The organism is Corynebacterium sp. SCR221107 (genome assembly GCF_027886475.1).
GTDB lineage: Bacteria > Actinomycetota > Actinomycetes > Mycobacteriales > Mycobacteriaceae > Corynebacterium.
Map to the genome: position 1 here is coordinate 472,551 of NZ_CP115670.1, position 16,148 is coordinate 488,698.

9 protein-coding genes and 2 pseudogenes are annotated in these 16,148 nt (G+C 55.6%); 7 read left to right on the forward strand and 4 right to left on the reverse strand.

Annotation, left to right across the window (positions count from 1 at the left end):
* Positions 1 to 367 precede the first annotated feature (367 nt).
* Positions 368 to 1,447: a hypothetical protein gene (locus PAB09_RS02265; protein WP_271034472.1), complete on the reverse strand. Its 1,080-nt coding sequence runs from the start codon at positions 1,445 to 1,447 to the stop codon at positions 368 to 370.
* Between the two features lie 224 nt (positions 1,448 to 1,671).
* On the opposite strand from PAB09_RS02265, the gene PAB09_RS02270 reads away from it, so the two are divergent.
* Genes PAB09_RS02270 through brxL form a run of 4 tightly spaced genes read left to right on the forward strand, consistent with a single transcriptional unit; the run spans position 1,672 to position 8,519 of the window.
* On the forward strand, positions 1,672 to 2,889 hold the full coding sequence (locus tag PAB09_RS02270) for a tyrosine-type recombinase/integrase (RefSeq protein ID WP_271034473.1): 1,218 nt from the start codon (positions 1,672 to 1,674) through the stop codon (positions 2,887 to 2,889).
* Between the two features lie 55 nt (positions 2,890 to 2,944).
* The gene (locus tag PAB09_RS02275) at positions 2,945 to 3,880 is read left to right on the forward strand and encodes a hypothetical protein (RefSeq protein ID WP_271034474.1); all 936 of its coding nucleotides are present in this window, start codon (positions 2,945 to 2,947) and stop codon (positions 3,878 to 3,880) included.
* 22 nt (positions 3,881 to 3,902) lie between these two features.
* Complete coding sequence (gene pglZ / locus PAB09_RS02280) at positions 3,903 to 6,362, forward strand: BREX-1 system phosphatase PglZ type A (RefSeq protein WP_271034475.1); 2,460 nt, start codon at positions 3,903 to 3,905, stop codon at positions 6,360 to 6,362.
* A gap of 24 nt (positions 6,363 to 6,386) precedes the next feature.
* Positions 6,387 to 8,519, forward strand: a complete 2,133-nt coding sequence (gene brxL, locus PAB09_RS02285) for a BREX system Lon protease-like protein BrxL (RefSeq protein ID WP_271034476.1) — start codon at positions 6,387 to 6,389, stop codon at positions 8,517 to 8,519.
* Between the two features lie 56 nt (positions 8,520 to 8,575).
* Here brxL and PAB09_RS02290 read toward each other — a convergent pair whose 3' ends face one another.
* Positions 8,576 to 9,457, reverse strand: coding sequence for a DUF1648 domain-containing protein (locus tag PAB09_RS02290; protein ID WP_271034477.1), 882 nt, complete (start codon positions 9,455 to 9,457; stop codon positions 8,576 to 8,578).
* Positions 9,458 to 9,603: 146 nt separating this feature from the next.
* Between PAB09_RS02290 and PAB09_RS13225 the strand changes: the two are divergent.
* Positions 9,604 to 9,940 (forward strand): annotated as a pseudogene (locus PAB09_RS13225) (transposase).
* A gap of 3 nt (positions 9,941 to 9,943) precedes the next feature.
* Positions 9,944 to 10,864, forward strand: coding sequence for an IS3 family transposase (locus tag PAB09_RS02295; RefSeq protein WP_333780177.1), 921 nt, complete (start codon positions 9,944 to 9,946; stop codon positions 10,862 to 10,864).
* A 23-nt stretch (positions 10,865 to 10,887) separates the two neighbouring features.
* On the opposite strand, the pseudogene PAB09_RS02300 reads toward PAB09_RS02295, so the two are convergent.
* Positions 10,888 to 11,352 (reverse strand): annotated as a pseudogene (locus tag PAB09_RS02300) (IS110 family transposase); the annotation flags it as partial.
* 1,022 nt (positions 11,353 to 12,374) lie between these two features.
* On the opposite strand from PAB09_RS02300, the gene pulA reads away from it, so the two are divergent.
* On the forward strand, positions 12,375 to 14,306 hold the full coding sequence (gene pulA, locus PAB09_RS02305; RefSeq protein ID WP_271034478.1) for a type I pullulanase: 1,932 nt from the start codon (positions 12,375 to 12,377) through the stop codon (positions 14,304 to 14,306).
* Positions 14,307 to 14,394: 88 nt separating this feature from the next.
* On the opposite strand, the gene PAB09_RS02310 is transcribed toward pulA, so the two are convergent.
* Positions 14,395 to 15,996 carry an alpha-amylase family glycosyl hydrolase gene (locus PAB09_RS02310; protein WP_271034479.1) on the reverse strand — a complete coding sequence of 534 codons (1,602 nt, stop codon included), beginning with the start codon at positions 15,994 to 15,996 and terminating at the stop codon, positions 14,395 to 14,397.
* Positions 15,997 to 16,148: the final 152 nt, after the last annotated feature.

A 16,148-nucleotide genomic window follows, 5' to 3' on the forward strand; every position in this document is an offset into this window, starting at 1 on the left:
AATGGCTACCATCAGTTTTTGCGAGTCTCACCAGAGGGTTTTCCGTAAAACTCCAAGAGTGCTCCATGCTGTCCCAATCAGTCTCTGAAGTGGATATTAATCGATCAAAAATTTGAATCGATAGTTCTTCTAGCCTCTTTGTTATGGGCATTAGTCCAACATAACCGATATGAAAATGCATTGTAGGTGCGAGAACTTTCAAAATTTCTTTCGCGAAATTTGAATTCATCAGGAGGGAAATTCGATCCAGTGTTTCCGTAGCCCCGAATCCTGAGTGCCCTGTCACATCATGGATGAAACTTTGACGGGTTGACTAAGCGCAGGTAATTGAAATTAATTCATATTACCTGCGCTTATTGTGAATTATCTACTTTGCAGCACCTCTTGCGATAGTGATTAGTCCGTTCTCCTCAAAATCCCAAGATAGTTCGCTCGAATTCCAATCAAGCCGCGATAAATCGATCATTTGTTTTGCTCCGGTTTCTACTTCGTCTCCAGGGGAGTTAGTGATGGATATGCTCGCCACTTGCCCTACTTCAAAATTCATTGTGGGGGCAAGGGCATTAAGCTGACTCAGGGCTACTTGCGAATTAAGAACAGCAAGCAGGTACAACTGTTTTTCTTTGCTATCTGGGAAAAGCGAAGTGCCAGCAACGTCATATATGAACCCGGAAGGGAACAGCCGGAAAGCGGGTGCTCCACTGCTGATTTTCGACCATGAGACAGAAGATGAAAAATAGGTTTCGGTGTTTTGTGCTCGTGAACGCGCTCGGCCACCATTTTCAGTACCGAAAGAGCGGATTTCTTCTCCGTCGTTTTCCCAGTTAACTACGTATTCTTGGTTACCGTACCACTTGCGGAAGTTTCCACCTTTGTTGTAGGGGAACCATCGAGCTTGGCTGTTCTTGGCTTCTTCACGTGATGTGCAACCAAAGGTGGTTCGTTTGTGAGAAACCTCCCACCAATATCGCAAAAAACGATCATTATTCCCTGTTTGAAGGCCGACTGCTAAGTTTGTTGCTTCACCAAGACTGATTCCTACTCGGAACGCTGCTCGCATTTTTTCACTTAGCCAGTAGACCACCGGAGATCCAGGTATTGCAGCGAAATCGCCCTGTGGCACGATGAAGCGATTGTAGTTCTCGTCTAAGAAGAGCCCCTCGATGGTAGCAATGGAGCGGACGTCCACGTGCTGCTCAAATAGGCGGCGGTAGACTCCACGGCTGTTGCTTGGTGAGTGGTTGTCGATGACGAAGGCAACGGTGCCAAAATCGGAACCGAACACCCCACGGCCGAGGTGGACCAAAGAAGAAATTCGCTGCTGAGCGAGAAGATCCTTGCGTAGCTGCTCGAAAGACTTCAAAGACATCCACGACGGGATGTTGAGCATCGCCCACACGCCACCACGAGCGCTAAGTTCTTGCGAGCGAACCATGAAGGCAGTCATGAGGTCCGACTTTGCCGTCGGGTACTGCTTTTTCATGAACTGAGCAGTGATGATGCGTTTGCATGGCTGAACTGCGGGAAAACAGGGGTGGCGGTGGGCGTAATCGGCGTTGGGGCGGACATTTGGTGTGGATATTGGCTGTGGTGGGGGCTGATTGCGTGGCTTTTAAACGGTTTTTCTTGAAGTGGCTACCCCGATGGCTACCCTCGCATAAACATGAGGGCATGGGAAAACACAAGCAACGAGCCAAAGGAACCGGCTCGATTTATCAAAATACGCGGGGGCAATGGGTAGCGGCAATGGAAGTGGGGTGGTCCGTGCGGGGAACCCGGCAACGGGTCACCTTCAAAGCACGCACTGAAGCCGAAGTGCGAGCTAAGTTAGCAGACGCACAAATGCGGCTCGCCGTGGAAGGACCCGCAGCATCCTTTTCCAGCATCACCGTTAAACGATGGGCAGATATATGGCTTGCAGAGCGGCAACGCACCGTACGGCCGGGAACCTACGTGTCGGATCGTTCGGCGGTATGCCGGTGGATCATCCCAGCTGTTGGGCATATTCGTTTGGATGCGTTAACGCCGATGGATATTCGTCGAGTAGCTAACCAGCAAGAATCCAGTGGGTTGGCGCTGACAACGATGCGACGCACACATGCGGTACTTGGCAAGTTGCTTACCGACGCTGTTGCTGAAGGCTACCGAGTTTCCCAACGCGCGCGAGAAACCGCCAGCCCCGGCAGCGGAGTCACCACTCGTCAGCCCTTGAGCGTGGAAGATGCCACCAAGATTCTTCAAGTCGCAGCCGGTCGGGTAGATGCATCCCGATGGATTGCAGCCCTCATTGAGGGGCTACGCCCCGCTGAAGCACTCGGCCTGACCTGGGAAATGGTTGATTTAGATGCTGGGACAATGACACTGGCATGGCAGTTGAAGGCCTTACCTTATGCGCACACCCGGGACCCCGAAAGTGGGTTCCGGGTACCCCGTGGCTTTGAATCCAGGCACTTGGTAGGGGCATACCACCTGGTGCGACCCAAGACGCGTTCGGGTATTCGAGTCATCCCCCTCGTCCCGCGTCTGGTGGAGGCGCTGCGTGTGTGGAAAGGACAGGTGGATTCCCCCTATGATCTGGTGTGGCCGCGGGAAGACGGCAGCCCCCGATCCGCGGATTTTGATCGGAATCAGTGGTATGAGCTGGCACAAGAAGCGCGGGTGGAGATGTTGTTGCCGGACGGGACAATCCGGCACCCGTTGCTCTACGAGGCGCGACACACAGCCGCAACCATGATGCTGGCCAACGGAATTGATGAGACCACCATCAAGGCGGTGCTGGGGCATTCCTCCGTTTTAAGTACCCAAACCTACTTGCACACGGATCAAACACGTACTCGAATGGCGCTTATGGCGTCGGCCGAAATGTTAGGATTGGGCGATAAATTCTAGTGGTGATGGCTACCCCGATGGCTATCCTCCCTGAAATCTACCCCAAGGAATTCCAGTGAAAACACTCGAAGAAATCGTTGCTCAGCACCGCGAAGAGTGGGCTGCCCGCTCACGGGAACAGCAAAGGCTAGAGATTGCCAACAATGAGGCAGTGGCGAAGCTTTATGGTCTTGAGGATGAGGTATCTTCCGATGTGCCCTTGGAACGAGTGTCGCTGACGAATAACTCCGCTTTCCGCTGGCCGAACAAAACCCAAGAGGAACGCGACCTGCTGTTTGCACAGTCGGCCATTGAGGATCTCGTCTCCTACGCGGTGGGGTGCATGTTTGGCCGCTACAGTCTGGATAAGCCGGGGCTTATTCTAGGCAACCAGGGAGCCACACTAGAGGATTACCTTGCCCAAGTTCCCAATCCCACGTTCATGCCGGATGAGGACAATGTGATCCCAGTCGTGGACGGGGAGTGGTTCGACGACGATATCGTCGAGCGGTTCCGACTGTTTCTGCGGGTGGTGTTCGGGGAGGAAAACTTCGAGAAAAACCTCGCCTATGTCAACGAATGCCTCAAGGTTAAGAACCTGCGCGAGTACTTCCTGAGCATGAAGAACACTAAAACTCTGAAGAAATCGCGCTTTTACGACGATCACCTAACCCGCTACAAGAAGCGTCCGATCTATTGGATGTTCTCTAGCCCGAAGGGGTCCTTCAACGCGCTGATCTACTTACACCGTTACACCCCGACGACCGTGTCCAACGTGCTGACCTATCTACGGGAGTACGTCACCAAGCTTGAAGCAGCCCTCCAACAGGCTGAACGCACCGAAGATTTGAAAGAAGCCGACCGACTTCGTGCAGTGCTCGTCGAACTGGGGGAGTACGAACACGATGTTTTGTTCCCTACGGCGTCGGCGAATATCACCTTGGACCTTGACGATGGGGTCAAGGTTAACTATCCCAAGCTCGGGGATTCCCTCCGTAAGGTGAAGCTCTAAGAAAGACGGAGAATCAAAAACGATGAACAACGGAGTGACACAAAATCTGTTGGAGCGCTTTGACAGGCAGCGAGTTGTCTTCTGGCACGACGAGAAAGGCGACTACGAAAGCGAACTGGACTCGCTTGTCCCCGAAGGCGTGGAATTGATCCGGGTAGACAATAACGAGTTCGGGGTAAAAAACACGCTTCTGAGTGATACCGAGGGGAAGTACGTGGTCTACCGCAGTGGAACCATTCCCACGGGTACCGGAAACTGGCTGCTGGACTTGGAATTGGCCTACGGTGTTTTCACCGCCGACCGGAATTCACTCCTCATGGAAGAGCTTGGACTTGAAGGGGAAAATATCGGTGAAGTCATCGAGCAGCATGCTAAGTTTTTCGCAGCCAAGACACGTCGAAAAGCACTCAAAGACAAGTTGGATGGCAAAGAAAACGCCGTGCGGGTGCGTGCGAAAATGTGCCAAGTTCTGGTCAAAGCAGATGACTGTGCACTGTCGAATATCGTTCGAGAACTCCTCATCGACCACGCCAACGAGGAGGAAACAAAATTCAATGAACTGGCCTCCTACGGTCTGAAAGACTATCTGTGGAACGGGATGGCACAGATTTACCACTACCGCTCCGAAAATCCCTCCATGGAGGACTTCGTGCTGTGGATGTTCGAGCGTGCCTTTGAGAATTTTGTCTCGGAGAACACAGACGAATATCTCAGCATCCGACGCGACTTCAACCATTTTTTATTCGACAATCGTAATAGTGAGTGGATGCGGAAGCTTTCCGACCATGCGGCGGACATGCTAGGCATTGGGGACAAGATCGAAAGCTATGAGCTGAAAGAACTCGCTGGCATCAGCATGTTCAAGGAAGTCGATCGACGACTCGTCTCGCTCCTCAACGAACAGATCGCCGCGCGGACCATCTCTCCGAAGGAGGTTTCCGAGCTTGTTCGTCAGCGCAAGACCAGTCTTTGGCACTCCCACACAAGCTCGACCTACCAAGCCCTGGAACATGCAGCCTACTTACTCGCAGACATTGAGGCATTCGAGGCGGAAAGTGAATCCGTAGACGACGCCCTCACCCGTTACCAGCAGGAGTGGTACCGCATCGATCAGCGCTACCGCTGGTTCATTCAGGCAGTCAATCCTTCCTCGGATCTGAAGAAGATTGTTGACCTGCAATACACCAACCGTTATCTGCACCCGCTCGGAACCATGTGGCAGCAGCACCTTGATACGCTCACACGGTGGAGCACTGAGACACTACCAGCGCAAAGCGAGTTTTTCGAACACTACGTTAAAGCACGCGGAACCAAGGTTGTAGTGATTATCTCCGATGCGATGCGCTATGAGATCGGCGAGGAGCTTGCCTCCCGCATTCGCAGGGAGGACCGCTATGATGCAACTACCTCTGCGATGCTCAGTAGCCTGCCTAGTTATACCCAACTCGGCATGGCAGCACTGCTTCCCCACAGCACCCTGGAACTGCCCGAGACCGGAAAACCCGTGTACGCCGATGGTGCATCCACCGAGGGCACTGCTAACCGAGGCAAAATCCTTAGCGCCTTCGACGGCTGTGCACTGAGGGCTTCCGAGATTGTCGGAAAAACCGGCAGCGAGATGCGCGCGCTCTACCGCCAACACCAGATTTTCTACATCTACCACGACCAGATTGATGCCACCGGTGATGATGCTGGTACCGAATCGGGTGTGTTCAAAGCCGCCGAAACTGCATTGGAGGAACTTGTTTCCCTAGTTAAAAAGTGGTTCAACGCCAACGCCAGTTGTGTGCTCGTTACCGCTGATCACGGGTTCCTCTACCAAGACACCAAGCTGGAAGAGTCCTTCTACCTGTCTGAGAAACCGGAAGGGGAGCAGGTAACCAAGATCAATCGACGCTACGTCTTCGGACGCGCACTTACCGCTTCGCCAGCATTTATGACTTTCCAACCACAGCAACTTGGGCTGGAAGGCGATATCGAGGTGCAAATCCCGAAGTCCATCCACCGCATCAAACTTTCCGGCGCTGGTACTCGTTACGTGCATGGGGGTGCTTCTTTGCAGGAAGTCGTGGTCCCCGTCGTAGCGGTGACGAAGAAGAGTAAGAGCGATGTGCGCATGGTCGAGGTAGCGTACCTGCCGGAAAGCGACAAGATCACCACTGGGCAGCTCGCCGTGAAGCTATACCAGGGTGAACCCGTCAGTGACAAGATCCAGCCGTGTACGGTTCGAGTGGGCCTCTACGGTGGCGGAAAATTGATCTCCGACCAGCCCGTTGCGATCTTTGAGAGCACCTCTGAGGATCACCGGGAGCGGTACCAAACGGTTGTTGTCATGCTGACCCAAGACGCCGATGACTTTAACAATCGGGCCGTGGAATTGCGGGTGAAAGCCAAGATTCCAGGCACCGAGCGGTGGAAGGAAATCGCCAAGGGGACCTATACGATCAGGCGCGCATTTACGTCCGATTTTGATCTTTTCTAGTTCTCATTAAGGAAGGGCAAAGTAATGAGCGATTCTGAGTCCAATAGCGAGGTTAACCTCGATCAGCCTCCAGCACCATCTGCTCTGGATCAGAAAATTAATGAGTTTTTCCCCGGCACGGTGGTGCGTAAAGATTTGGTGAAGGCGGTCCGGGGCAACGCTGTGGTGCCCTCGTATGTACTGGAGTTTCTGCTCGCCCAGTATGCAGCCTCCGACGATGAGGCAACGATTCAAGCAGGTATTGCAGCGGTCCGCAATATTTTGGCCAAGCACTACGTCAACCGTAACGAGCACATGCTGTTGAAGTCGATGATCCGGGAGAAAGGTAGCTACCGCATCATCGACAAAGTCACCGTTACCCTTAATGAGAAACAGGATGTTCACGAGGCGGCCTTTGAAAACCTCCAGATAAAAAACGTGGTCATTGATGATCGGATTGTCAAAGACAATCCCAAACTCCTCGTCGGTGGCGTGTGGTGCATTTGTGACATTGAGTATTACCACGAATCCAGCAGCCCTTGGCTGTTGGGAAGCCTCAAACCCATCCAGGTGTCCGGTATCGACCTGGAGCATTATTACCGGTCCCGTACTTCTTTTAGCACTGAAGAATGGATCGACCTGCTCATGCAGTCGATTGGGCTCAACCCAGAGCAATTCGATGACCGCGATAAGCTCATTGCGTTAACTCGCCTTATTCCCTTCGTGGAGCGGAATTACAATTTTGTGGAGTTGGGACCTAAGGGAACCGGTAAATCACATATTTTCAGTGAATTTTCCCCCAACGGCATCCTCATCTCCGGTGCGGAAGTTACCTTAGCGAAGCTCTTCGTTAACAACTCCACTGGACGCATTGGGCTTGTCGGCTACTGGGACTGCGTGGCCTTCGATGAATTCGCGGGAAATAAAAGCGCGAAGCAAGATCTTGTCAACGTGATGAAGAACTACCTGGCCAATAAGTCTTTCTCTCGTGGGGCAAGCGTATATGGGGCGGAAGCCTCCATGGTCTTTATCGGCAACACCGCACACACCGTGCGCTACATGCTGAAAAACTCCGACCTGTTCGACGAGCTTCCCGACGCCTACCGTGACCCTGCATGGCTTGACCGCATCCACTACTATGTGCCCGGCTGGGAAGTAGCCCCCATGCGTTCGGAAATGTTCGCCAGCGGCTACGGCTTCGTGGTGGACTACCTCGCTGAAATCCTCCGCTCCCAACGCGCCACGGATTACTCCGATCTGTACAAGGAATACTTCACCCTCGACAGTTCCCTGTCCACCCGCGACCAAGACGGCATCCGCAAAACCTTCTCCGGGCTGATGAAAATCATTCACCCCACCGGGCAGGCCACGGAAGCAGAAATCCGCACGCTGCTTGAATTTGCGATGGAAGGGCGCAAACGCGTCAAAGATTCCATTTTGCGTATCGACGCCACCATGCGGGACACTCCCATCGAGTTCCGCTTTGCTGATCGCGCCGGGAACTGGCATAACGTGGCCACGCGGGAAGAAAGCCGTTACCCGCAGTTGTATCACCGCGATTGGGATAGTGAAGAAGACCCGGAAGAGGAAGACACCACGGAGGAATCCGTGACAAGTTTTGTCGAGTCTGTGGTCGTGGAGGATGCCGCACCTGTGGTAGCAGAGGAACTCTGCGATAAGGTGGTCGATTTTTATGATGGCCAGCGTGGGGTGACCTATGAAAACTGCCTCATTCCGTATCTGAAGGGGGCGACGGATATCATCATCACCGATCCGTATATCCGGAAGGATTATCAGTACTACAACCTGGTTATGTTGTTGTGCGATTTGGCTTTGGTGAAAGACGAGAAGGAAGAAATCGATGTCACTCTCGTCACCGTTCGCGATCGCGAAGACCCCGATGGACAGTGGGAACGAATTACCGGAATTATAGACGCAGCAGACGAAGAGGGAATTCGTTTCAACGTCGAGTTTGCCACGGGTCTCCACGATCGGGGGATCAAGGCCAATAATGGTTGGCGTATCGATATGGGACGTGGCCTCGATATGTGGGAAGCCCCGAAGATTAAACGCTACGGATTTGGTCTGTTTAACCGAAACTTTGGCGTTTTGAAGTCGAATTTTACGATCAGTTACCGACACCTATCCGAGGAAGAACTGCTCAGACTCTTCCCTTAAAAGAAAATAGGGAAAAGGGCCTGCCCCATGATGGGGCAGGCCCTTTTTGCGTGGGCTTAGAAGAAGAAAGGAAGCGCGCAGATAGCCACGATGAACAGGATGAAACCGATGGTGATCGCAAGGGCCTTGGGGTGGCCGAAGTTGAGGGTGGTGCCAATGCCGAAGCGCTTGGGTACGAATAGGGCTGGGTCGTTGCGGTTGTAGTAGAACATGCCCGCTTTCCAGTATTCGTCCGCATCATTGGGGCTGGCGGGGGAGGTGGCGGTAATGGGGCCGGTTTTTTCTAGCAATTTAGCGCCGTTTTGCCCAAGGATGATTCCAGTTGCACACAATACAATGACGCCTACCCCAGTGAGGATGAGTAGTCCTGCCATGCTGGCTTGGGGGCTCATGAGCTGTGCGGAGGATAAGGTAATGAAGTTCAAAGAGCACAGGGTGAGTGCTCCGCACACGAGGGTGGCGGCGGTCATGGCGCGCTGGTAGGTGCTGTGGGTGATCAGGGAGGCGGTGGGGCGGTGGGCGTCGGCAAGCGTGGGGCGGGTGTGGATGAAAGCTACGTGGATGCCGCTGAACACGAGGGCAAGAATGGCTTGGAAGATTAGTTCAAAGCTGGCGTTGAGCGGGGTTTTCGCTGCCCAGCCATCGACTTCCCAGGCGCCGTTGTAATGGATGGGGATGGGATTAGGCATGCTCGGGTAGAGCAGGTATACGAGGACCCCGGAGAAAACAATGATGAGCGGGTAGATAAGCAGCCACCAGTAGCTGATCGGACGGGGTGTATCGGGGCTGGGGATGGGGGCTTCGGCGAGGGTGGTGTCTTGGTGCCAACCGTGGGTGTTTTTTAGTGTGCGCACCCGGCGGTGGCAGAGGAGATAGCCGACGATGGCGACTAGGGGAATGATCAGGGAGGCGCTAAAGAGAAAAACGTCGTTAAGCATACCGCCGATGGTGGCCACAAGGGCGAGAAGGATCAGTGCACCACTGAAGGTGCGTTTGAGGGAAAGTACTTGTGGGTTGCGGGCGTGTTCGGCGGGGAGGAAGACGCCGAAGGCGAGGGTGTGAAGTGTCCCAGGTTTTGTTCCGCTTGAGTAGATGGGAAAATCTGGAACATGCCGAGAAAATTTGACCAGGATGCAAAGGACCGTGTGGTCCGTCTCGTGGAAGACCGCATCTTGGCGGAAAATATGTCGATGCAGGCCGCGTGCCAGGCAGTAGCTCCAAAGCTGGGGGTTTCATGGCACACGGCTCGTCAATGGACCCAGCAGGCCCGCCGTGCAGGAAACACCCCAGAACCTGTACCTGAAGATTTGGCCGCCGAAAACGCGAGGCTACGCCGTGAAAATCAAGAGCTCCGCGACACTAATGAGCTACTGAAAGCCGCGTCAGCTTTTTTCGCGTCGGAACTCGACCCCAAACGTTAAGAAATGATCCGGTTCATCGATGAAAACCGGAATCGTTTCTCTGTCGAGTTCATCTGTAAGACGTTGAAAAATAACCGGGCTGGCGGGTTTATCACCTCGCGTGGTTATCGCCAGTCCAAGGCTCGCGGGTTAAGTGCTCGTCGACTTCGTGACGGCGTGCTGGTTGAACGCATTAGTGCTGTTCATAGAGATAATTATGGTGTCTACGGTGTGCGGAAAATGTGGCATGCTCTTCGCCGTGAAGGAATCGATATCGGGCGTGAACAAACCGCCCGACTGATGCGCCTGGCTGGCGTTTCTGGCAAAGGCAAAGGCGGATCACCAATCACAACCCGAAAAGCTAACGTGCCTGATTTGCGCCCGGACTTGGTCGAGTGTGAATTTAAAGCTCAAGGACCGAATAAGCTGTGGGTGGCTGACATTACCTATGTACGGACACGAAAAGGATTCGTCTACACCGCGTTTGTCACCGACGTCTACTCCCGGAGGATCGTCGGGTGGGCGCTGTCAGATTCGATGCGGACCGAAGCTTTGCCGCTGCAAGCTCTCAACCAGGCGATCGTGTGTGCTGAGGAAACAGCAGGTCTCATTCATCATTCGGATCACGGGTCGCAGTATGTCAGCGTTGTCTACAACGAGCGACTTACCCAGCACGGCATTACAGCTTCCACCGGAAGTGTTGGTGACTCCTATGATAATGCTCTGGCTGAAAACGTTAACGGCTCCTACAAGAACGAGCTAATCCATACCCGCAGGTGGAATGACGTTGTAGAGGTAGAAATCGCGACGTTCGAGTGGGTGTCATGGTGGAACGAGGTAAGGCTCCACCAAAGCCTGGGATACCGAACCCCAGCCGAGGTGGAAACCGAATTTTGGAAGCAGAACTTGCCACAGGCAATAATGGAAATCAAGGCAAATGCCTAGGAACAAAACCCGGGGCACTTCACAGACCGCATTTGATTGATAAGACGGGTGTATGCCCTGGTGAGGTCTTCATCTATGCCGTTGAGAACTTTCAGTTGCAGGAAGACTTCCTCGACGCGGTCAACGCTGCGTAGGGTATCTGGCAGGTTAAGACCTGTGTGGGCGATAACGTAGGCGTCGCGTATATCGGTTTTGGCGTTGCCAACGTGGACGCGTGATAGCTGGCGCATGGCAAGACCAGGAAGATAGCGGACATCAGCGCCCATGTCTTGAGCAATGGCGACGGTGAGTCGGCCGATATTGTTAGGTTGGTCAACTACGACAAGAATTTCTGCGTTGTTTGCAAGGAATGTACCAAAGAGCTTGCGTAGTGAGCCTTCGTGTTGGTTGATGCGTTTGGATAGGACTTGTTGGCCCTGTGGATCGAGGACGCAGGCATGGTGGAAGTATTTGCCCACGTCCATGCCGATGACGAAGTCATAAGCCATAGCGGGTGCCTCCTAGCAATGATGGAAAGCTGAACAGTTTCTAGGTTTCATCGCTGGGGTTTGTCGGACATACTTGCGCTGGCATCCACATTACTGTGAGACCTCATACCGTCCCGGCTGGGTCAGGTTCCTATTGAGCTGTTTGAGTATGCCACTGCCTTCGGCGGCATCACCCCCCCGGATCATTTTCAGACAGGGCAGAAAAGGGCCATACCGAAGCCAGCGACTAGTTCCACTGTCCTTTCGGAACGATGGGAACGGAAATAAACGTAACCCGCCCGTTCGGGTGGATGGGCTACGAATCTTCGGTATCCCGGAGTGGAACAGCTAACAACGTAATGGGAGGAGTACATCACCGCGAGTACACTCACACGTTGCCGAGCATGCTCGCCGCGCTAGAGGATAGGAGTGTCGAAGAAGGCACGTTTCTCACGGCTCGATCCTGTGCTTTCGAAGACTGACAGCAAGTGCAGTTTCACTTACGCCTTCGGCACGGACGCCTCCGTTGTCGGCGCGATTGGTCTTGCCCAAGGTAGAAACGTGAGGGAAGGTGCATTCTTGCTGGATTTCTGTCCGTTGCCCCAATGTCAGCCTCGATGCACGCTACGAATTAGTTGGTGGTTGAAGTCCTGCGTTGCTACGGTGCCGCGCTACCGTGTGTCTGCCCGCGAATCATGAAAGCGCGAGGAAGACGTCGCCAGGTGTTGGCCATTTCAGGCAGCGTGGCATGGTGCGAATAGGCTTAGTGGACGCGGGGTCTTATGATTGGGGTATTGACCACGTGGCATGACCTCGGGTCAAGTGGGTGTCACCTCGATTTCTCCGCCGTTGATATGTGCATGTTCGTGTCGCTTGAAACTTGGTGTGGGTGTACTGGTTGCCGCCCCAGCAAGTAGCACCTCATGGCGATGAGGACGTTGCGTAGGCATGCCTGTGCGTTGCTGCGAGAGACCTCAAAGCGGAAGTGTCAGCAGCGACGAGTATTTCCGAATCCCCAGCAAGAGAAAGCGCTTCTATTCATCATGCAAGAACCCTCCCCGCGCGAGCGCCTGTTTGGCCTGTACTACGACGGCCCGCTTGGCGTCACCATCAGCGCTAACGAGACCACCTTCGCCGTCTGGGCACCGAGTGCGAAGTCGATGCAGGTGGTGCTGTTTGATCCCACCGGTCCCGAGCGCTGTCTGGAGATGGAGCCAGGGTCCTCCGGGGAGTGGATGCGCGTCGTGCCGGAAGACCTTACCGGTGCGGAGTATGTTTACCAAGTCGGTGGTGAACCCGCCCGCCGTGCGGTAGACCCCTACGCGCGTGCGGTCACGGCAAACGGCGAGCGTGCGGTGGTGGTGGACGTCGGCAAGCAACTGGGAGCGCCCAGACGCCTGCCCAGCTTCGGCGACCCCGCAACGGCGGTGATCTACGAGGCGCACGTGCGGGACATGACGATCGCACCCGACAACGGCATCACCCACAAAGGCAAGTTTCTCGGCCTTGCGGAGGCCGGCACCCGAACCAAGCAGGGACATCTTTCCGGGCTCGACTACATCACCTCGCTGGGGATCACCCACGTGCAGCTGCTTCCCATTTTTGACTTCGGCAGCGTCGACGAGCTCGGTGACTTAGGTTTTAATGCCCAATACAACTGGGGCTATGACCCGGACAATTACAATGTGCCCGAGGGTTCCTATTCCACCGACCCCAGCGACCCGCTCGCGCGCCTAACGCAGCTACGGGCGCTGGTGGATGCGTGCCACGCCAGAGGGATCCGGGTGATCATGGACGTGGTCTATAACCACGTCTACGACGCCGCCACCAATCCTTTGGAGATCCTCGAGCCGGGCTACTACTTCCGCAAGGATCATTGGGGCAACTACCATGACGCGACCGTGTGCGGCAACGAAACCGCCAGCGAAAGGCCCATGATGCGCCGGTTCATCGTCGATTCCGTGCGCTATTGGGCAGAGACCTTTGGGCTTGACGGCTTCCGCTTCGATCTCATGGGTATCCATGACGTGGATACGATGAACGCGGTGCGGGCCGTGCTCGACGACATCGACCCGGGCATCATCCTGCTGGGGGAGGGCTGGGCGATGGGCAACCACGACGAAGGCGCGGTCGGCGCCGACCAGCGCGCGGGCCACCTCATGCCGCGGATCTCAATGTTCAACGATACGTTCCGCGACGTGGTGAAAGGTTCCAATTTTCAGCTGGAGGGTGCGGGCTTTGTCAGCGGCAACCCCCACTACGCCACCGACGATGCCCCCGCTGACACCGCGGCCGCGGCCGATTTGCTGCTGGACTCGATGCTGGGTGCGCCGGGCACCCGCAATTACCACGATGCGGCGCAGTCGGTGGTCTACAACGAGTCGCACGACAACTACACGATGTTTGACAAGCTCACGGGAACGGCAAGCCTGATCGGCGCACCGGAGGAGGAGATTGCGCGCAGGCACCGCCTGGCAACGAGCATCCAGCTGCTTTCGCATGGGTTGGCCTTTGTCCACGCGGGGCAGGAGCTGCTGCGCACCAAGCAAGGGGTGGAAAATTCCTACATCTCACCCGATAGCATCAACGCCTTCGACTACGACCGTGCTGGCACCATGGCCGAATCGGTGGACTTCTTCCGCGCGCTCGTTGCTTTCCGACGTTCCCAGCCGTGGGTCACCGAAACTAACTACGAGGTGATCAAGGCGAAAACAACCAAGGTGGTAGCCCAGGGACTGCACTTAAGCTACCGGGTCGCCGATGCCTTCGGGCCAGGACGCGACGCATGGGTGCTGGCCAACGCCGAGGAGGGTCTGTGGCAGTCGCCGATCCTCTCGGGGACGTATCGCGTTCACCTCTGTGACGAGCAGGTGGTGCCCGAGCCGAGCCGGGTGAGCCTCGGCGAGGAATTCCCGGTGCCCGCGTTATCGGTGGCCGTGCTGGAGCGTTGTGCGGTGGCAATGGACGGGCGCTGACGCGCCACAGGCTGCGCGACAAGCGACGAGCAGGGAGCGAGCCCTGGTCGCCGCTGGTCGCTCTTATGGCAGGTAGTGGGCCGGGAACTTAGCCGCCGATGCGGATGATCACTCCGGAGACTGGACCCAGCGCCACGGACGTGCCAGCGAGCGTGGACGCGCCGTGGGAGAAAACCACCTCGCCGGGGGCCTTGAGGGTGAAGGTGTCATTGTCGGTGCCGGCGTTCAAGGCGATGACGTAGCTGTTACCCTCGGCATCCTCGCGGGTGTAGGTGAGGATGCGGGAATGATCGTGGGCCCAGCCAAAGCGCAGGTCGGCCTTGGCCTGCAACGCTGGGGTGGCACGCCGTAGGGTGATGAGCTGCTTGACGAAGCTGCGGAGGCTGTGGTCGTCGGCAAGCTGCGATGCAACATCGGGGGCTGCGACCTCATCGTCGACCGGCAAGTAGAGCGAGTCGGCGGGCGCGGTGGAAAAGCCGAAGTTGGGCTTGGAAGCATCCCATTGCATAGGCGTGCGGGTGCCGGTGCGCTGGTAACCGCCCTCGTGGGTGGGGATGTCGAGGTAGCGCATGCCGATCTCATCGCCGTAATAGATAAACGGCACACCCGGCATGGTCAAAAGAAAGAGGAAAAACAACCTGCGCTCGGCCTCATCGAGGCGCGGGGCGAAGCGCGGGGTGTCGTGATTGCAGGAAATGAAGCAGAAATAGCCCTGGTCGCGCGTGGCCTCGTACTGCGGCCAGTAGTCGTCGATGAACACCTGCGGGGAGGTGCCAGAATCCTTCTTGAAAAAGCTGGCGTCGGCGGCCCTACCCCGGGGGCTGTCGGTGTCACGCAGCAACTTGTTATAACCATTGTGTCGCCAGTCGAGGTAGAAATCCATATCGAATCCGGCCTCGAGAGCCTGGTCCGGATGGCCCCACTCGGAGACAAACGCGGCCTCGGGGTAGTCGGCGCGGAAGCGGGAGAAGATGTCCTGCCAGACCTTGATCGTTTCCTTCTTGTCCTCGCCGTCGAACTTCACCAGCGAGTCTGCCATGTCGACACGGAAGCCATCGGCGCCGAGATCGAGCCAGAAACGAATGATCTTCGCCATCTCCTCACGGTTGGCCATGGGGCCCGGATCGGTGGGCGACTGCTGCCAGGGGCGCGTCTTTTTGTTAAAGCCATAGTTCAGCGCCGGTTGGCACTTAAAGAAGTTGAGGATATAGGTTCCCGAACGCGGGGCCTCGCCGCCGATAAACGGCAGGCCATCGCCGTTATCGAAGGCGTGGGAGGTCCAGATGTAGCGGGAGGAAAATTCGTTTGGCTCGGCTTCGCAGGAGTGTTGGAACCACTGGCTTTCCTCGCTGGTGTGTCCCGGAACAAGATCGAGGAGCACCTTGATCCCGCGGGCGTGGGCGGCCTGGAACAAGCTGACCAGATCCTCATTGGTGCCGTAGCGCGGGGCGACCTTGTAGTAGTCGCGGACGTCGTAGCCTGCGTCCTTGAATGGCGAGTCAAACAGGGGATTGAACCACAAGGCGGTGGCGCCGAGGTCGGCAATGTAGTCGAGCTTCTCGACGATTCCCGGCAGGTCGCCGATGCCGTCACCGTTGGCGTCGTGGAAGGTTTGGGGATAGATCTCATAAAACACTGCGTCTTCAAGCCACGCGGGCGAAGGGGTGTGTCGGGTGAGTGAATGTGGCATGACCCTAAGTGTAATGGACCCCCGGCAGATGTGAATTTCCGTGCAAAGAATTGATGAGATTTGCACCGAACAGTTCAACAACTAGTGAAGTCTTAACAATCGTTGGTCACGCATTCTTTGAATTTTGCAAGGTATGATTGGTACCCCTTTGA